General features: G+C 64.8%; 14 protein-coding genes. 7 read left to right on the top strand and 7 right to left on the bottom strand.

Features of this window, described 5'->3' with window-relative positions:
- Nucleotides 1-204 precede the first annotated feature (204 nt).
- From C8K14_RS01635 to C8K14_RS01620, 4 genes are all read right to left on the bottom strand, one after another.
- Nucleotides 205-2,592 (bottom strand): TonB-dependent receptor, encoded by a 2,388-nt coding sequence (locus tag C8K14_RS01635; protein ID WP_107715419.1) that lies wholly within the window; start codon nucleotides 2,590-2,592, stop codon nucleotides 205-207.
- 41 nt (nucleotides 2,593-2,633) lie between these two features.
- On the bottom strand, nucleotides 2,634-3,332 hold the full coding sequence (locus tag C8K14_RS01630) for a phosphatase PAP2 family protein (RefSeq protein WP_062783855.1): 699 nt from the start codon (nucleotides 3,330-3,332) through the stop codon (nucleotides 2,634-2,636).
- A 168-nt stretch (nucleotides 3,333-3,500) separates the two neighbouring features.
- Nucleotides 3,501-4,874: a HAMP domain-containing sensor histidine kinase gene (locus C8K14_RS01625; RefSeq protein WP_233250845.1), complete on the bottom strand. Its 1,374-nt coding sequence runs from the start codon at nucleotides 4,872-4,874 to the stop codon at nucleotides 3,501-3,503.
- Complete coding sequence (locus tag C8K14_RS01620; RefSeq protein ID WP_107715418.1) at nucleotides 4,871-5,554, bottom strand: response regulator transcription factor; 684 nt, start codon at nucleotides 5,552-5,554, stop codon at nucleotides 4,871-4,873. The genes C8K14_RS01625 and C8K14_RS01620 overlap by 4 nt, the downstream gene beginning before the upstream one ends.
- A gap of 138 nt (nucleotides 5,555-5,692) precedes the next feature.
- Between C8K14_RS01620 and C8K14_RS01615 the strand changes: the two genes are divergently transcribed.
- Together C8K14_RS01615 and C8K14_RS01610 are read left to right on the top strand one after the other, a co-directional pair.
- Nucleotides 5,693-6,490 (top strand): SDR family NAD(P)-dependent oxidoreductase, encoded by a 798-nt coding sequence (locus C8K14_RS01615; RefSeq protein ID WP_107715490.1) that lies wholly within the window; start codon nucleotides 5,693-5,695, stop codon nucleotides 6,488-6,490.
- 3 nt (nucleotides 6,491-6,493) lie between these two features.
- On the top strand, nucleotides 6,494-7,396 hold the full coding sequence (locus tag C8K14_RS01610; protein ID WP_107715417.1) for a glycosidase: 903 nt from the start codon (nucleotides 6,494-6,496) through the stop codon (nucleotides 7,394-7,396).
- Nucleotides 7,397-7,402: 6 nt separating this feature from the next.
- Here the strand turns inward: C8K14_RS01610 and C8K14_RS01605 are convergent, their stop codons facing one another.
- The 3 genes from C8K14_RS01605 to C8K14_RS01595 form a co-directional block, all read right to left on the bottom strand.
- On the bottom strand, nucleotides 7,403-8,977 hold the full coding sequence (locus C8K14_RS01605) for a sulfotransferase (RefSeq protein ID WP_107715489.1): 1,575 nt from the start codon (nucleotides 8,975-8,977) through the stop codon (nucleotides 7,403-7,405).
- A 62-nt stretch (nucleotides 8,978-9,039) separates the two neighbouring features.
- Entirely contained in the window at nucleotides 9,040-9,924 is an 885-nt protein-coding gene (locus C8K14_RS01600) for a sterol desaturase family protein (RefSeq protein WP_107715416.1), read from the bottom strand.
- 182 nt (nucleotides 9,925-10,106) lie between these two features.
- Entirely contained in the window at nucleotides 10,107-12,512 is a 2,406-nt protein-coding gene (locus C8K14_RS01595; RefSeq protein ID WP_107715415.1) for a TonB-dependent receptor, read from the bottom strand.
- Between the two features lie 800 nt (nucleotides 12,513-13,312).
- Between C8K14_RS01595 and C8K14_RS01590 the strand changes: the two genes are divergently transcribed.
- The 5 genes from C8K14_RS01590 to C8K14_RS01570 all read left to right on the top strand — a co-directional run bounded on the left by C8K14_RS01590 (nucleotide 13,313) and on the right by C8K14_RS01570 (nucleotide 17,432).
- Nucleotides 13,313-14,395, top strand: coding sequence for a putative urea ABC transporter substrate-binding protein (locus tag C8K14_RS01590; RefSeq protein ID WP_107715414.1), 1,083 nt, complete (start codon nucleotides 13,313-13,315; stop codon nucleotides 14,393-14,395).
- A gap of 71 nt (nucleotides 14,396-14,466) precedes the next feature.
- Nucleotides 14,467-15,282 carry an ABC transporter permease gene (locus tag C8K14_RS01585; RefSeq protein ID WP_107715413.1) on the top strand — a complete coding sequence of 272 codons (816 nt, stop codon included), beginning with the start codon at nucleotides 14,467-14,469 and terminating at the stop codon, nucleotides 15,280-15,282.
- Entirely contained in the window at nucleotides 15,279-16,070 is a 792-nt protein-coding gene (locus tag C8K14_RS01580; protein WP_107715412.1) for an ABC transporter ATP-binding protein, read from the top strand. The genes C8K14_RS01585 and C8K14_RS01580 overlap by 4 nt, the downstream gene beginning before the upstream one ends.
- A gap of 16 nt (nucleotides 16,071-16,086) precedes the next feature.
- Nucleotides 16,087-16,566 (top strand): CopG family ribbon-helix-helix protein, encoded by a 480-nt coding sequence (locus C8K14_RS01575; RefSeq protein ID WP_107715411.1) that lies wholly within the window; start codon nucleotides 16,087-16,089, stop codon nucleotides 16,564-16,566.
- The gene (locus tag C8K14_RS01570) at nucleotides 16,563-17,432 is read left to right on the top strand and encodes an urea amidolyase associated protein UAAP1 (protein ID WP_022677794.1); all 870 of its coding nucleotides are present in this window, start codon (nucleotides 16,563-16,565) and stop codon (nucleotides 17,430-17,432) included. Before C8K14_RS01575 ends, C8K14_RS01570 begins: the two co-directional genes overlap by 4 nt.
- Nucleotides 17,433-17,437 lie beyond the last annotated feature (5 nt).

Genomic DNA, 17,437 nt, shown 5'->3' with positions numbered 1-17,437 from the left:
TTTCGTACGTCGCGCATGGCCCAGCACCACCCCCAACCCCCCTCCTCTAAAGAGGAGGGGGCAATGAACCCGCTCTCCCCCTCCTCTTTAGAGGAGGGGGTTGGGGGTGGTGTGAAGCCTCACGCAATATCGCCATTCCCAAGCAACACGGCGTAACCGCCCTGCCGCTTCAAGAAAAGTGACCATTGCGCAACATTGGCCCGATCAGAACGTGATGCGCGCATCCACCATGAACGAGCGCGGCGCCAGGAACTGGAACTGGTCGTCCACGCCATAGGTCTTGCCGTTGGCGATCGAGGTGATCGCGCGGTTGTTGAACACGTTCGACACCGTGGCGCCGATGCGGAAGCGGTTGGCGATCATCTGGCTGATGGCGAATTCACCCACGCTGTAGGGCGCGATGCGATAGCTGCGCGGGCCAGTCGCGCCGGCGGTCGCCTCGGTGGCATATTGCGGGCCGGTGAACTTCTGGCTGAACGAAACGCGCGTGCCATTGTGGTTGTAGAACGCACCCAGCGCGGCGGTGGAGAACGGCGCGCTGGCGATCTGCGCCCCGCTCGTCACCGAGTGGGCATAGTTGTACGAGCCGTTGGCGAACAGCGTCAGGCCGGTGACGGGCACGAAGCTGATCTGGCCTTCCACGCCCTTGTAGCGGACCTGGCCGATATTGACGAGCGCGTTGGACGGCGCCCCGGTAGAGGTATCGGCCGCGATCTTGTTGTTGACGTTGATGATATAGCCATCGACGTCAACCGAGACGTGGTTGCCGTGCCAGACCGTGCCGACTTGGTAGTTGGTCGAGGTCTGCGGTTGCAGCTTGGCCAGGTTCTGCTGCTGCACGGCCTGGTCGGTCGAGGTGCCCGACGGCGTATAGAAGCTCGACAGGTCAGGCACGTACATGCCCTGGGCATACTGGCCATAGAACGACCAGTTGTCCTTGGCCTGCCAGTTGATCGTGGCGAACGGCAGCGTCTTGGTCCAGGTCGCGGACGTGTCGATCGGATTGCGGCTCTTCTGGTTGACCGGCCCGCTGATCGAACGGTTGAAGTGCACGTACTTGACGCCCGGCGTGATCGACAGCGCCTCGATTGGGTGAAATTCGAACTCGGCAAACAGCTGGTACTGGTTCCACTTGGAATATTGCAGGTAGTTGATGTTGGCATAGGCCGCGCTGGGCAGCGTGCCGACGCCGGTTACCGGCGCGAACTTTTCATTGTACGACGGCATGCCGGTGGTGCGATCAAGGTCAAACCGCGCGCGGTCGGTATCGGCGTGCTCGTACCAACCGCCCACGCGGATCTTGCCGAGCGCGAAATCATAATTGACCTGGCCGATATAACCCAGCACGCGATACTTGTTGAGCTTGTAGTACCCCGGAATATCGCCCGCCACCGTCGTGGTCTTGTAGGGCGAAGCCACCGTGCCGGCGCCGCTCAACGCCAGGACCGAGCCGGTGTTCCCCGACATAGTGTTGTTGGTATAGCCATACATATAGGCGCGGTTGTCCAGCGACAGGCCCGGCGCCAGCTTGCTCTGCAGGCGGATGTACGAGAAATCGGTGGTCTTGTCGGTACGGTTGTACTGCCAGTAATCCTGCTTCGTCGGATCGCTGCCCAGGCCATAGTTGAGGCCATATTGCCCGATCTGCGAAGTGGGCGTGCAGTTGGTGGCCGTCAGCTGCGTGCCGGCCGCCAGCGCGGTGCCGCCGGTGCCGCAAGTGGCGCCCTTCTGCAGGTCAGACTGGTAATAGAAGTTGCGGTTCCACGTGCTGAGCAGCGTCAGCGTGTTGGCTGTGCCGATCGGGATCACCGCCTTGGCGAACAGGTTCTTGGAATTGACCGGCGAATTGGTCAGCGCGCCGTCCGAACGCAGGAACTGCCCGGCGAGCACGAACTTGGCGCCGCCCAACTTGTCGATCGCGCCGCTCTGGAATTCGGCGCGGCCGATGAAGGTGTTCCAGTTGCCGAGCAGGCCCTGGACCTGGCCGCCCATCTGGTCGCTCACCGCGCGCGAATACATGTTGATGTTGCCGCCATAGGTGGCCTGGCCCAGCTGGCTGGCATTGCCCGGGCCGCGATCGACCACGACGGTTTCGATCGTGGTGGTGGGGAAGAACGCGGTGGAATGGTGCGTCGGGTTGTTGGTGTCGGCAAACGGGATCGAGTCATAGGTGACGTTGTAGTCGCCATCCTGGAAGCCGCGGATCGTCGCTTTGGTTTCGGTAAAGCCGGTGCCGTTGTTGCTGCCCGAAATGCTCACGCTGGGGGTCAGCGCGATCAGCTGGTTGAAATCTGACGCGGCGTTGGCGTTGTCGATGAATTCGCGGCTGACCGCGGCCTGCGGCTGTGTGGTGGTGAGCGAGGCAGTGATCGGCGCCACTTGCGCGGCGCGGCTGCCGGTCACGATGATGTCGGACGAGGTAAGCGACTGCGCGTCATTCGCCTGGCCGGCCTGGTTGGCCGTGGTCGATTGCGGATCCGCTGCGGCCGGGGCCGCGTCGGCGGCAGGCGCAGGGGCATCGGCCGCGTGGGCCGTGCAGGCGAGCAGGCTGGAGGCGGCCAGCAGGGCGGCGCGCAGGGGGTGCTTGATCATGATGTTCCTCAATTTATCATCAGGAAGAAGGGGATCGGGTGTCAGTGCGCCGGCCATTCGGCGCGGGCAGCCGCGACCATCGGGGCAAGGCGGGGATCGGAGAGCAGCGCCTGCGCGGCGGCGGTCGCCATGCCGTGGGCGGCTTCCACATCGGTGGCAAAGTGCACGCCGCAGATCTCGCGGCTCAGGGTATAATCCTGCGCCTTGGCCATCAGCGCGGCGGCGCGGTCGGGCGCGAGCTGCGCCAGAGTCCAGGCGACCGACCAGGCAAAGGCGGAATGACCGCTGGGATAGGCCTTGAGCGCCTGCTCGCCCTTGCCGCAATGCGGCAGCGCGGGATCGACCATGAACGGACGGGCGCGGCGGAAATGGTGCTTGGCAACAGCGACCACGCGCTCCACTTCGTCCTGCACCAGATTGGCCAGCGCCAAAGTATGGGGCAGCGTGGCAATGTCCTTGCCCAGTGCCTTGTCAAAGATCGCCGGTTCCTTGTGCTCGCCATCCCAATCGGCCTGGGCGATCCGCTCGGGCGAAGACGCCGCGATCAGCGCGCGCAGGCGATCGAGATCGAGCTTTTCCTCCAGAGAGCCGGGCGCGGGCGGCGGGGCAAAGGCATGATCGGGCGCAAACGTGATGGCCGAAAGCCAGCGCGGCGCGGCATCAGCATGATCGGCCGCGTGGGCCGCAGGCACGACCATGCAGGCAGCCGCCAGCGCGGCCACAGACCGGAAGAATCGCATCGTGTGAAACCCCATGGGCGCCGGGCCATTCCCGTTGCGCCTGCCGACCCGCTAGGCACCGTCCATGACATTTGTGCGACAAGTGCCGCACCTGGCACGATTTGCCCGCAACATTGCAAATTGAGAATGTTTTGGAGGGTGGGTGTCAGGTTTAGCACCACCCCCCAATCACGCCGGAAACATCATCCGCACTTCCAGCCCCGGCGCATTGTCGGCGAGGGCCAGCGTGCCGCCATGAAAGCGCACGATGGCCTGGGCGATCGACAGGCCCAGCCCGCTGCCGCGCCGGCCGGCGGTTTCCGGGCCGCGTTCGAACGGGCGCACCACGCGGCTGCGATCGGCCGGGGCCAGGCCGGGGCCATCGTCGGCCAGGATCACCATCGCGCCCTCGTCGCGCTGCTCCACCCGCAAGGTTGCAGTGGTGCCCGGCGGCGTGTGCGTCGCCACGTTTTCAAGCAGGTTGACGAGCAACTGGTTGACCAGCCCGGCATCGGCCCGCACCACCGATGCGTCCACCCGGCCCAGGCGCAGCGCGCCGCCGTGATCGGCCAGCACCGGCTCCATTGTTTCGGCCACGTCGGCCACCAGTGCGCCCAGATCGAGCGGGGCGACAGCAGTAGGGTGGCGCCCGGATTCCAGCTCGGCCAGGCGCAGCAGCGCGTCGAAGATGGCGATGACCGAGGCGCACTCGCGCTCTGCTCGCTCGACCAGCGCATCGGTATCGGCAGTGGCATTGGCTGCGGCGAGCAGGCCGCGCAGCCGGGTCAGCGGGGTGCGCAGGTCATGCGCCAGGGCGCTCGAAAACTGGCGCTGCGCGTTGACCAGTTCCTCCATCCGATCGAGCATGCGGTTGAGGCTGGCCGCCTGCTGGGCAAACATGCCATCAAGCCGATCGGTGGCGATGCGGCACGACAAGTCACCGCGCGCGATGGCATCGGCTGCGGCCTGGGTTTCCGCCAGGCGCAGCGCCGTCTGCCGCGCAAACAGCATGGTTGCGGCCAGCCCCGCCAATAGGGCGCTGGCAAAGATCGCCACGATCACGCCAGGCAGGATCGCCTGCAGGCTTTCGGCCGCCTCGCTGTGCTGCACCACCACGAACAGCGCGCCATCGGGCAGGCGTGTGGCCAGCGCCCGCCCCTTGTGCACCACATGCGCGCGGCTGACATAGCGCACCGGGGAAAAGCCCGGCGGTGGCGGCGGAATGCGCAACCGCCCGGCCAAGAGGCGGCCATCGGCGGCAAACAGGATATAGGTGCGCTCGCTCAGCGCCTTTTGCTGCTGCCACGCCTCGATCCGCGCGGCGACGATCGCGGCGTTCACCGACTGGCCGTTCTCCGGCGCCAGATACTTGCTGCTATGATATTCCAGCGCGTCATCGATCCGCCGGGCAATGCGTTGCTGCGCCACGGCAAAGACCACCAGCCCCATCGCCAGCATGGCCAGCGCAAACAGCGCGCCGAACTGGATTGCCAGGCGGCCCATGCCCAGCGGGAACGCCGCCGCGCGCCCGCCGCGTGCGGAAGCGATGCTGCCGGCGATCACGCGCACAGCCCGCTGCGTAGCACATAGCCGTGCCCGCGCTGCGTCTCGATCGGATCGATGCCCAGGTCGAGCAGGCGGGTACGCAGCCGGCTCATGTTGCTTTCGACGATGTTGGTGGTGGGCGCAAAGGCATAGCCCCAGACATGTTCGAGCAGCATGTCGCGCGTCACCACCTTGTCGGCATGGCGCATCATGTGTGCCAGCAGCGAATAGAGCTTGCGGTTGAGCAGCGCCTGTTGCCCGGCAAAGGCGGCGCTATGGCGCGAGGGATCGAGCACCAGGCGGCCCACGGCCAGGCGCGCCGCCTCGGCCGGGCCGGGCCGCCGCCGCGTGATCGCGTTGAGGCGCGCGAGCAGTTCCTCGATCGCAAAGGGTTTGGCCAGGTAATCGTCTCCGCCCGCTTCAAGCCCCTCGATCCGGTCGGCCAGGGAACCAAGCGCGCTCAGCACCAGCACCGGCGGCCGCGCGTCACCGGCCGCACGCATCGCGCTCAACACTTCCAGCCCGCCCAGATCGGGCAGCATGCGATCGAGCACTACGGCGTCATAGCGTCCGCAAGACAACCGCTCGAGCGCTGCCCGCCCGGTGGCGGCGTGATCGGCCGATCGCCCGGCGGCGCGCAAGCCGTCGAGCACGTGCGCGGCGATCACCGGATCGTCTTCCACCACCAGGCAATGCATCGCCACCCCCCATGGAAAAGGCGGCGATTAGGCGGCAAATGTTGCCGTGGTATGACGGCCATCGCACGATTGCGCGCGTTGTCGGCGGGGCAGCGCGATCGCCCGGCACCGAACATGTTTTGCAGCGTTATCTCGCGCATGACCTCCCCCACCCCGTCTTTTCGCCCCGCCTCCGTCGCCATCGTGACCGGAGGGGAATCCGGTATTGGCCGGGCCACCGCGCTCAAGTTGGGCAAGGCCGGCGTGCCGGTGGTGCTGACCTATTTCAAGGATGCCGATGCCGCCGACGCGGTGGTGGGCGCCATTGCCGAGGGCGGCGGGCAAGCGGCCGCGATCGCTGCCGATGTCGGGCTGGAAGACGCGGTGGAACGCCTGTTCGATCTGGCCGAGCGCCGCTTTGGCCCGGTCAACCTGCTGGTCAATTCCGCCGGCCTCAACATGACCGGGGTGATGATCGAGGATATGGCGCTGGCCCAGTTCGATCGCTTGATCCGCGCCGATCTCTATGGCCCGTTCCTGACCTGCCGGCGCCTGGTGCGCGGCTTGGCCTCGGCCGCCCCGCCACATGGCGGCCGCATCGTCAACATCTCGTCGATCCACGAAAACGCGCCGCGTCCCGGCGGGGTGGATTATGACGCGGCCAAGGGCGGGTTGGCGCAGTTGACCAGAACTCTCGCGCTGGAACTCGCACCCAAGGCCATCGCCGTCAACGGCGTGGCGCCAGGCATGATCCTCACGCCGATGAACCAGTCCGCGTTGGATCACCCGGATGAATTGCGACGCAAGCAGGCGGCCATTCCCTGGGGCCGCGCCGGCACGCCAGAGGAAGTGGCCGATCTCGTGCTGTTCCTGCTCTCGCCGCAGGCCGATTACATCACCGGCACCACCGTCACCATCGACGGCGCGCTGTCGCTCACCGTTGCGCAAGGAGCCTGAGCCATGGTTGCCTATGTGGTGGAAGAACTTCAGGAGGTGACGCTCGATATCGCCGGGCCGGAAGGCCGCCTCGCGCATGACGACCTGATGAGCCCATTCGTCTGGACCGAGGGCGACAGTTACCGTCTTCTGGTAAGAGTGCTACCCAACCCCTTGCTTGCAAACGATCCAACGGGTGTGATCTGGGCGGGCGATTCATCCGATGGCCGCTGTTTCACCATGCGCCATGCCCCGGCTATCACCCCAGGGCCCCATCCCGATGACGCTGGCGGGTGCGAAGATCCCACCGTCGTCCATGGCGAAGACGGCCACTATACCATCTTCTACACCGGCGTGGACGCCAAGCGGTCACAAGGATCGCTGCTGGTGGCGCAAGGGCCCTCGCTGACCGACCTGCACGAGCATCGCGTGCTGCTCAAGGCGCCGGAGGGCGAAGGCAACATCAAGGAAGCCACCGTGGCCCAGGCGCCCGATGGCACGTTTCGCCTGTTCTACGAATATGCCATGGACAATGCCTCGCGCATTGGCCTGGCCACCGGGCCATCGCTGGAAGGGCCGTGGACGGTGATCGACGATCCCTTCACCGTGCGCGAAGACAGCTGGGACAATTGGCACCTTTCGACCGGGCCGATCGTTCAGCGCGATGGCCAGGATCCGGTGATGTTCTACAACGGCGCCACCGCCGATGCGCGCTGGCGCATTGGCTGGATCAGCTTCTCGCCTGATTTTTCGTGTGTTACAGGGCGCGGCATCGAGCCGATCCTGTTGCCGCCACCCGCACGCAGCCGAGACGCCACCGACATTGCCTTTGCGGCATCGTGCCTTGTCATGCCCGATGCGATCTGGCTCTATTATTCATTGGAAGACAAGATTTTGCGCCGCGCCCGCATCGCCTGCTACGGCTGATCGCCGTCAGTCGATGGCGATGCCCTGCTCGGCAAAGAACGCCGCCACCTCGCCCAGCGCATCCTCGTGCCGTTTCCATCGCGCCAGGGCATCGCGATAGATCGGGCGGCGGACCTGAGCCGCGCTGGGCGTGGAAACCGGGGCCTGGTTGCGGTGGAAATCGAGGCAGGCGGCGTCCCAGGGCAAGTCGGCATGATCGAGCATGCGGCGCGTCACGCCTTCCTGGTCTGCCACCAGGTCTTCGTAGGATACCTCCAGGATGCGGCCGGGCAGGGCCGCTTGCCAGAAGCGCATCAGCCGGTCGAAGCGCGCATAATAGCGGGCGATGTCCATTAGGTCATAGCTGTAATCGTAATAGCGTGAGGTGATCGCAAACAGGTTGCGGAAGTTGCTCAGCACCGTGTCCATCGGATGACGGCGCAGGCATATGATGCGCGCGTTGGGCAAAGAACCGGCCACTATTCCGGCATAATGGAAATTGCCGGGAAATTTATCGACAAAGCGCCGCGTCGTGTCGCGTCGGTGATGGCGCGCGCGGACCAGGTAATCATGGCCGATGGCGCCCAGATCCGCCGCACGCAGCGCGGCGATGGTTTCGGGATCGAGCACGGTGCGCGTGCGCGTGCCGGCGGCGTGCTTCACCGCCAGCGGCATGGCCTGCAGTTCGCCGGCGCTTTCCACCGCAGGATGCGAAGACAGGATGCGGTCGACCAGCGTGGTGCCGGTGCGCGGCATGCCGATCACGAAGATCGGCGCCTCCGTCGGCGCGCCAGGCACTGCCGCCCGCGACAGCCCCGGCCAGGCCGCCTCGATCGCGTCGAAATTGGCGGCATCGCTGGCAAAACGATAGGGCAGCCGGGCGCGATGCTCCGCATTGGCAGCAGCCAGCGCGGTGAACGCGGCGTCGTGCTCGCCCAGGTCGTCAAGCTCCTTGGCCAGGGCATAGCCCAGCAGCAGCCGATCGCGCGGATCGTGCGCCGCGTCCAGTTGCGTGCGCAGGCGTGGCACATGGTGGCTGTCTGCCGTGTGCCGCTTGAGGCTGGCGAGCAGATGGTGCGCGCGGCCATGGCCCGGCGCGCGCGCGATCAGCGCTTCGAGCGCGGCCTCCGCCTCGCTGACCTGCCCAACGAAATTGAGCGCCGCAGCGTGGTTGTAACGGTATTCGAGAATGTCGGGCGCCTGTGCCACGGCATGGGCAAAATGGGGCAGCGAGGCGGCATGGTCGCCCAGGCGGGCATAGACGCAGCCCATGGTATCGCGGCTCAGCGCATCATCGGGCAGTGCGTGTTCGGCCTCGGCCAAAGCCTGCGCGGCGGCGCTGTCCTGCCGGGTCATGATCAACAGGCGGGCAAGCTGCGCGCGGTATTCGCCCTGCGGATCGCGCGCCACAGCCTGGCGCAGCAGGGCGATCGCGGCGCTGATCCGTCCCTGCCCGGCTTCGGCCAGGCCCAGCAGGAATAGCGCCTCTGCCCGCTGCGGGGCCGCATCGCCAACCATCTGCGCCGCGCGCACGACGGCCGGCCAATCGCCCCGCGCCAAGGCGGCGCGCGCGGCGGCAATCTGCGGATCGGTCTTGCTCATCCCGCCCTGTGCCATGGGCGCGGTGGGGCTGGCAAGCGGCGCCACCCGATCGGCCAATGCGTTCAGCGCTGCACCGCTTCCTCATTGCCCGCGCGGCGCTGCTTGATCGCATCGATCACCGGCACGAAGGGGAACATGAACTGTTCGCGGATGGTGAGCCGGCGCCGCTCGTCCTGGCCGACCAGGATACCCTCGCCCTCGCGATAGGTGCCCAGCACGCGATCGATCAGGATCATCGAGTTGGCATAGTTGCAGCGGGTTTCTTCATAGCCCACCGAATGGTGCAGGCTGTGATGGCGGATCGTGGTGAAGAAGAACGAATAGAACCACGGCGGATCAGACTTGACGTTGGCATGGGCAAAGCCGGCCACTACGTTGCCCACGCTCGCCGCGCACAGGATCGCCACCGGGCTGAAATCGAGCAGCGTAATCACGCCCAGGCTGATCAAGAACAGCTCCAGCGGATTGCCGACATAGCCTTTCAGCGCATTAAGCTGGGTAATGTGATGGTGCGGCGCATGGGTCAGCCACAGCGGCGTCCAGTTGTGCATCGCGCGATGCATCCAGTATTGGCCAAATTCGAACAGGAAGAAGATCAGCCCCACCTGTGCCAGGAACGGCAGGTGTTCCAGCCAGGGCGTGGCCAGCCCGGCGCTGGCCTTGGCGGCCTTCATCGGCGCATCGGCAAAGAAATCGGTGGCACGGGAAATCACGGTGGAACTGAGCACGACATAAAAGGTGTCGGTAAAGAACTCGCGCCAGTTCATCCGCCAATCGGCGTGGCGTTCGAACAGCCATTCCAGCAGCAGCAGCCAGGCCGAAATCGCCGTGGCCACGATCGTGAGAGTCCACGGGTAATCGATCACGCTCTTGGGCGCATAGGCCCAGAACAGGATCACTGCCAAAAGCGTGGCGGGCGGAATCAGCCCGATCAGCCGCTGTTTCATGTCTGTCCCATCCATGGCGAAGCTCTGTTACGAAATTCTGGAAAATAGCCGGACCCCGGATCAAGTCCGGGGTGACGGTACTGAAAACGTACTTTTCTATTCGTCACCCCGGACTTGATCCGGGGTCCCGCTTCCTGTCGTCACGATCCATTCACGCAGCAACAGGAAGCGGGCTTTTCGCCTCACTTGTAGTGGAAGGTCATTTCCAGGCCGACGCGGCGCGGCGTCAGGACGCCATAGGCATAGAACCGTTCCACTACGCCGCTGCGGGCGCGGTTATAGGAACTGGTGTCGTTCTCCACGGCCGTCACGGCATACTTGTCAAAGATATTGTCGGCATAGACGCCCAGGTCGAACATCGGGCTGTGATAGGTTACCGAGGCGCGGTGCGTGGTATAGGCCGGGATCACTTCGCCATTGCCGCGCAGGCCGACGCGGGAATAGATTTCGCCGGTATAGGTCATCGCCCAGGTCGCTTCGATATCGCGGCCCTCGGTCAGCGGGTAGGTATAGGTGGCGCCCACGCTGCCCGAATGCTTGGTCGAACCCGGCAGACGATCGCCGGCAAAGGCATCATAGTTGACCCCACTGCTCACCACGATGCCCGGGGCATCGGCGGTAAGGTGCGCGTCGTTGTAGGAATAGGTGCCATCGATCGTCAGTTGCGGCGTGATCTTGAGGTGGCCCGAGAAATCGATGCCCTTCGACACGGCGGTGCTGCCGTTGACAGTGATGCCCACTGCGCCGTTGACCGTCTGGCTCGGCACCTGCACGCCCGCCCAGGTGACGATGAAGCCGCTCAGCGTAAACTGGAACTTGCGGTCAAACAGCGACCCACGCAGGCCCAGTTCACGGTTGCGCGTCTTGTCCGGGCCATAGGCCAGCTCGTTGGGCAGCGCGCAGACGTTCTGCACCTTGGGATCAAGCGGCAGGACGCATGGCGCCACGCGGTTCACGTTGCCGGTGCGATAACCCGTGCTGTAGGTGAAATAGGCCATGAGATCGGGGCTGAACTTGTAAGACGTGTTGGCCTTCCAGACAAAGCCGTCCTTGCCCGTGCTGCCCGACTTGATGCGCTGCGGGGCGAAGACCACCAGCGGATACGGCGTATATTTGCTGAACAGCGGCGTATCCGTGCCGCCCTCGGCAAAGGCGTCATACTTGAAGTAGCGCAAGCCGCCAGTAACCTGCCAATCCTTGGTGATGTGGAACGTGCCTTCGCCATAGGCCGCCTTTTCCTTGGTGCGGGTGTTGACGAACGACATGTATTCCAGGTTGTCAGGGCGATAGATGCCGGCCCAGTCGGGATAACCGGGCACATATTCGCGATACTGCGAACCATAGCGCATATTGTTGTAGAACCCGCCAAGCACCCAGCTGAACGGGCCGCCATGGGTCGAAACCAGGCGCACTTCCTCGTTGAACTGGTGATACTTCGAGGTTGCCTGATTGTAGGAGGAAAACTCTGGAAAGGCTTCATAGCCATAGTCCAGGTCCAGCAGCAGGTCGGTGTTGTCGCGCTGGGTATAGATCTTCTGGTTGGTAAAGGCGGTGGTCGCCACCAGCTGGGCCACGTCGAACACGTTGACGTTGAACTCGGCCGAATAGAGGTCCGACGTGCGGTTGGTCGGTTCCAGATAGCGCCACGGCGCTTCATACTTGCCAGTGCCCAGCACGCCAGCGCCGTTGGCCTGGCGGCCCTGCGTCTTGGTGATCTGGTGGGCGTAGGTCAGATAGACCTTGAAGTCCGGGCTGGCTTCCAGCAGCAGCTGGTTGCGCGTGGTGAAGGTGTGTTCATAGTTCACATCCTTCTTGGAATAGAAGTTCGCCGCCTGCTGCGCCGGTGTGCCAAACGAGCCATCGGCCGCCGTCGTGCCGCGCACCGGCTGCGGGTTGGACACCCCCGGCTGGCGCAGCAGGTAGTTGTAATCCATGAAGCCGGGGTTGTCGTAATACCCCACGGTGCTGCGCAGCGCGATGTGGTCTTTCACGATCGGAATGTTGATCGTGCCATCGGCATTCACGCCGGCTTCGCTGCTGTGGCTTTCGCCGAACCAGCGGCCGTGCAGATCGACGCTGTAGTGGTCGGTATCGGGCCGGTTGGGCATGTAGCGCACCGCGCCGGCCAGCGTGCCCAGGCCATAAAGCGTGCCCTGCGGGCCCTGCAGGACTTCGACGTGGTCGATATCGAGCAGCTTGAAATCGAGATAGAGCGGCACTTCGCCCAGATAGACACCCACCGCGCTGTTGGCGCTGGCGCCTTCCACGCTGGAATCGCCCGAATTGATGCCGCGCAGCACGATCTTGCCGGTGGAGCCTGGCCCGGTGTCGGCCACGGTCATGCCCGGCGTGAACGCGGCGAGCGACTTGACGTCGTCGATACGCTGACGGGCAAGTTCCTGCGGGCTGACCGCGCTGATGTTGATCGGCGCATCCTGCAAGGTGGTGGCGCGCCGCGTGGCCGTCACCACGATGTAGTTGGCGTCGCTGCCAGATGCGGCCGCGGCATCGGCCGCTGGCTCGCCTTGCGGTTGCGGAGCTGCCTGCGCGTAGGCCGAATTCGGCGCCAAGGCCGGGATGAGCAGCATCGTGGCGCCCAGCAGGTTCGTTCGGAAAGATCGCTTGGTCACTTCAGCCCCTCGCTTTGTTCTCAAAAAGCCTGTGCTGTGACATCCCCTCCCAGGGATCAGCCCGCTTGCCGGGCAAGTGCCGACCGCTAACCGGCCTGGCACCAAGATTTGCGTGGCAAGCGAACCCATCCGGCTCGCTTGCGCCTGCCTTGCCAAAAGTGGTCGGGATCAAAACGCGGCGCCAGGCCCTGGCAGGGTGGGAGCGCTTGCTGTCGCTCCGACAGTCAACAACCGGCCTGAAATCCGCACTATTACCCATCGCCCGCACCGCAACGCGGCGTGGCTCTGGTGACCCGCTCTTGGTATATTTATTGTGTCGCCCTGAACTATCGACACCTGCCACGGTACCGATATTACATAATCGGTCAAGCGTAATAATTTTCGTGGCATTCAGTATGATTCACTCACAGGAAATACGAGGAAACCCGCCATTTTTCCTCGCACTTGCGGCATAGCGGGGTACCGTCACCGCACACGCGCGGCCCACAGCGATGCCGTTGCTGGCCAAAATTGCCGCTTGATTCGCGACTCAACCTGGCGTCAAAGTGTGATCGCTGCACAGCATGCAGTTCACGCGATATCGCGATGAACGCTGGATAGGCGGCGTATGCGTCGCTTCCAGCATGGCGATGCCAGAACGCGTGGCTGCATTTCTCACCCATGGGGCGCGTTATTACAAAAATGATGATGGGTAATATTTTTGCCATGGACAAGGGTGGGCTTTGCAACCATGGTGCAGTGCGAAAGGGGCGCGAATCATGATGAAGATGATCGGCACGGCGGGTAAGATCGCACTTCTGGCCAGCACACTGATGATGGCGTCATGCTCCTCGGCACCCGATGCCGGAGCCGCGAAGAAAACCGAATTCAATATCGGCTGGTCGATCTATGCTGGCTGGATGCCATGGCCCTATGCGCAGCAGGCAGGTATCGTCAAGAAATGGGCCGATAAGTACGGCATCAAGATCAATATTGTTCAGGTGAACGACTATGTCGAATCCGTGAACCAATATAACGCCGGCAAGTTTGACGGTGTTACCGTCACCAACATGGATGCGCTGACCATCCCTGCCGCCGGGGGCAAGGATACCAGCGCGATCATCGTCGGCGACTATTCCAACGGCAACGATGGCGTCCTGCTCAAAGGTGCCAATTCGGTTTCCGCCCTCAAGGGCAAGCAGATCTACCTGGTCGAGCTCTCGGTGTCGCACTACCTGCTCGCCCGCGCCCTGGGATCGGCCGGCCTGTCGCTCAGCGATGTCAAGACAGTCAATACGTCAGACGCTGATATCGTGGGCGCCTTTTCCAGCCCCGATGCCCAGGCCGCAGTGGCCTGGAACCCGCAGCTGTCGGTCATGCGCGGGCAGCCTGGCGCCAACGAGGTGTTTTCCTCAGCCCAGATTCCGGGCGAAATCCTCGATCTGATGGCGGTGGACACCGCCACGCTCAAGGCCAATCCGGCGCTGGGCAAGGCACTGGCCGGCATCTGGTATGAAACCATGGCGCTGATGAAGCGCCAGGACGCCCAGGGCAAGGAAGCGCGCGCCGCCATGGCCAAGCTGGCCGGGACCACGCCCGATGTGTTCGACAAGCAGCTGACCACCACGTTCCTCTATGACCAGCCTACAGCGGCGGTGGCTGCGGCAGACAGCCCGGCGCTGGTCACCACGATGACGCGGGTGCGCGATTTCAGCTTTTCCAAGGGTCTGTTCAAGGGCGCCAGCTCGGCCGACGCGGTCGGCATGGCCTTTCCGGGTGGCAAGACGCTGGGCGATCCCGCCCATGTCACGCTGCGCTTTGACGACAGCTTCATGAAGCTGGCCGCCGCCGGCAAGCTCTGATCCGGCGGTTCTAATCCGGCAGGCCCGGCACGCTGCCGGGGCTTGCCGTCTGTTTCCAAGGGGTTCACGCGATGCGCTGGGTCAACCGCAAGATGCGCCGCAATGACAGGATGATCGCTGGCGCGGTCCCGATCCTGGCGCTGCTGGTGCTCTATCTCGTCATGGCGGCGCAGCGCCACGCGATCAACCCCAGTGACAAGATCCTGCCGCTGCCCGACGCCATGGCGCGCGGCCTTTCGGCCCTGCTGTTTCAGGCCGATCCGCTTTCGGGCCATTTCCTGTTCTGGACCGACACGTTCGCCAGCCTTGAGCGCCTGGGGCTGGGCCTGGGCATCGCCACGCTGGGCGCGCTGGTCGCCGGGCTGGTGCTGGGCGTGTTGCCGCCGGTGCGCGCCACGCTGGGGCCACTGGTCACCGCGATTGCGGTGATCCCGCCAATCGCGCTGCTGCCGGTCTTGTTCATCGCGCTGGGCCTGGGTGAAACGGCCAAGGTGGCGCTGATCGTGGTGGGCATCGCCCCGCCGATGATCCGCGACATCACCGATCATATCGCCAGCCTGCCGCGCGAACAGATTATCAAGGCGCAGACCCTGGGGGCCAGCAGCTGGCAGATCATGATCCGCGTTGCCCTGCCCCAGGCCATGCCGCGCCTGATCCAGGCGGTGCGCTTGGCGCTTGGGCCGGCCTGGGTGTTCCTCATCTCGGCCGAGGCGATCGCCGCTGATACTGGCCTCGGCTATCGCATCTTCCTGGTGCGACGCTACCTGTCGATGGACGTGATCATCCCCTACGTGGCCTGGATCGCGCTTCTGGCGATTACCCTGGACGTTGCCCTGTCCCTCGCCAGCCGCCGCATGTTTCCCTGGGCCCATGGAGCAAGCCATTGACCGCGCTCCTTTCCCTTCGCGATATCTGGGTCGAATTCGGGGACAAGATCGTCCTGGAAAAGATCAACCTCGATGTGGCGGCCGGCAGTTTCGTCTCGATCGTCGGGCCATCGGGCGCGGGCAAGAGCAGCCTGCTGCGCCTAGTCCTGGGGCAAGAGGCGCCCAGCCGGGGCACGATCAGCCTGGATGGCGCGGTGCTGCCGCCCGAATGCGGCCCCGATCGCGGTGTGGTGTTTCAGCGCTATTCGGTGTTTCCCCATCTCACCGCCTTGCAGAACACCATGTTCGGCCTGGAATGCGCGCAAGCGCCGCTGCTCGCGCGCCTGTTTGGCAGCGCCCGTCGCGCTGCGCGCGACGAGGCTGTCGCCATGCTCGAGGCGGTTGGCCTGGGCGATGCACTGCAGCTCTATCCGGCGCAAATGTCAGGCGGGATGCAGCAGCGCCTGGCGATTGCCCAGGCCTTGCTCAAGCGGCCGCGCATCCTCTTGCTGGATGAGCCGTTCGGCGCGCTCGATCCCGGTATCCGTGCCGACATGCACGTGCTGATCCGCCGTCTGTGGCGCGAACACGCGCTGACGGTGATCATGGTCACCCACGACATCCGCGAGGCGTTCTCGCTCGGCACCCGCGTGCTGGCGCTCGACAAGCGGCGCCACGATCCCCACGCCCCGCACCGCTATGGCGCCACCGTGGTCTATGACCTGCCGCTGCGCCCGCGCGAAGACGAAGCGCCGGCCGAAACCGCCGCGCCGGAAGACAAGACGCCGCCGCAAAAGGTGGCCGTATGACAAGAGAGGAACTCGCATGAGCAGCGAACCCGCCAGCCTGGCGCGGCTCAGCATGAGCTTGCCGGCCGATCTGTTCCGCAAGCTCGACATGATGGTGGAAGAGCGCCAGCTGCCCTCGCGCTCGCAACTGATTGCCGAGCTGATCCGCCATGCCCTGGCCGACCACGAAGCGCTGACCCGCCCGGACGAGATGCTCGCCGGCACGATCACCATGGTCTATCGCGGCGACCGGGGCCGGGTGCGCCACCAGTTGGCGCAGACCCAGGCCGATTACCTCAAGGAGGTGATTTCCGCCCAGCACGTGTTCCTGGAAGACGACCAGAGCCTGGAAGTCTTGCTGGTGCAGGGCCCGGCCGTGCGGCTGAAAGAACTTTCCGATGCGCTGCGCCGCGTGCGCGGCGTGCAACAGCTCGAACTTGTCACCACCACTGCCCTGCTGCCGCCGATCTATGTTCAGGACGACGGCAAGAGCGCCAGCAATGGAGCGGCCGCATGACCGATACGCTCACCCCTTCCCCGGCCCCAACCCCGGCAGCCGCCGGAGGCAACCTCGCCAACCCGCTCGCCGCGCGCGATCATGCCCGCAGCATGGGCGGCACGGTGGTGGAAACCATGCCGGTGCTGCCGCCCAAGGCTGATGACCTGCCCGAGGGGGTCGATCCGGCAGACCTGGTGTGGGAAGAAACCATCGCCGCCGGCGGCTATGCCACGCGGGTTCTGGCACGCGGCACGCGACTGCGCCTGATCGATACGCGCGGCGATGCCTGCGCCGGGCTGCAGGTGTTCAACGCCGCCATGCCGACCGAGCGGCTCAACGTGGCCGATACGGTCAAGGTGCAATGGAACGCCTATCTTGGCGCGGGCAAGCTCTTGCTGTCGGACATGGGCCGCGTGCTGCTCAGCATCGTGGAGGATGATGCCGGTACGCACGATTGCTTTGCCGGCACATCGAACGCGGCCAGCAATGCGGCGAAATACGGCGAAGGCCGCAACAGCGGCGCCTGCCCCAACGGGCGCGACCGGTTCCTGCTCGGCGCAGCCAAGCATGGCCTCACGCGGCGCGACGTGCATCCCTGCATCAACCTGTTCAAGGGCACGCGGATCGAGGAAGACGGCACGATCACGCCGCTGGTCGGCCCGTTCGCGCCCGGCCGGCAAGTGCTGCTGCGCGCCGAAATGGACGTGATCGTGGTCATTGCCAATGTGCCCCACGTGCTTGATCCGCGCGCGGAATACAGCGTCACCCCGCTGCGCGCCACCGCCTGGCGCGGGCCGGCAACGCTGGGCAACGATCCCATCCGCAACGCGACACCCGAAGGCCTGCGCGCCTTCCTCAATGTCGAAGACTATTTCCGCCGCTAAACGCG

It is taken from the genome of Novosphingobium sp. GV079 (genome assembly GCF_003058045.1).
GTDB classification, from domain to species: domain Bacteria; phylum Pseudomonadota; class Alphaproteobacteria; order Sphingomonadales; family Sphingomonadaceae; genus Novosphingobium; species Novosphingobium capsulatum.
Note: the sequence above shows the minus strand (reverse complement) of the source record. Positions and strands in the feature narration are given on the sequence as shown.

Excerpts from the sequence above, each read along its gene's own strand:
- C8K14_RS01585 (WP_107715413.1), top strand. The coding sequence starts at position 14,467 with ATGCGCTGGGTCAACCGCAAGATGCGCCGCAATGACAGGATGATCGCT.
- C8K14_RS01610 (WP_107715417.1), top strand. The coding sequence starts at position 6,494 with ATGGTTGCCTATGTGGTGGAAGAACTTCAGGAGGTGACGCTCGATATC.
- C8K14_RS01635 (WP_107715419.1), bottom strand. The coding sequence starts at position 2,592 with ATGATCAAGCACCCCCTGCGCGCCGCCCTGCTGGCCGCCTCCAGCCTG.
- C8K14_RS01570 (WP_022677794.1), top strand. The coding sequence starts at position 16,563 with ATGACCGATACGCTCACCCCTTCCCCGGCCCCAACCCCGGCAGCCGCC.
- C8K14_RS01590 (WP_107715414.1), top strand. The coding sequence starts at position 13,313 with ATGATGAAGATGATCGGCACGGCGGGTAAGATCGCACTTCTGGCCAGC.
- C8K14_RS01595 (WP_107715415.1), bottom strand. The coding sequence starts at position 12,512 with ATGCTGCTCATCCCGGCCTTGGCGCCGAATTCGGCCTACGCGCAGGCA.
- C8K14_RS01600 (WP_107715416.1), bottom strand. The coding sequence starts at position 9,924 with ATGAAACAGCGGCTGATCGGGCTGATTCCGCCCGCCACGCTTTTGGCA.
- C8K14_RS01630 (WP_062783855.1), bottom strand. The coding sequence starts at position 3,332 with ATGCGATTCTTCCGGTCTGTGGCCGCGCTGGCGGCTGCCTGCATGGTC.
- C8K14_RS01605 (WP_107715489.1), bottom strand. The coding sequence starts at position 8,977 with ATGAGCAAGACCGATCCGCAGATTGCCGCCGCGCGCGCCGCCTTGGCG.
- C8K14_RS01615 (WP_107715490.1), top strand. The coding sequence starts at position 5,693 with ATGACCTCCCCCACCCCGTCTTTTCGCCCCGCCTCCGTCGCCATCGTG.
- C8K14_RS01575 (WP_107715411.1), top strand. The coding sequence starts at position 16,087 with ATGAGCAGCGAACCCGCCAGCCTGGCGCGGCTCAGCATGAGCTTGCCG.
- C8K14_RS01620 (WP_107715418.1), bottom strand. The coding sequence starts at position 5,554 with ATGCATTGCCTGGTGGTGGAAGACGATCCGGTGATCGCCGCGCACGTG.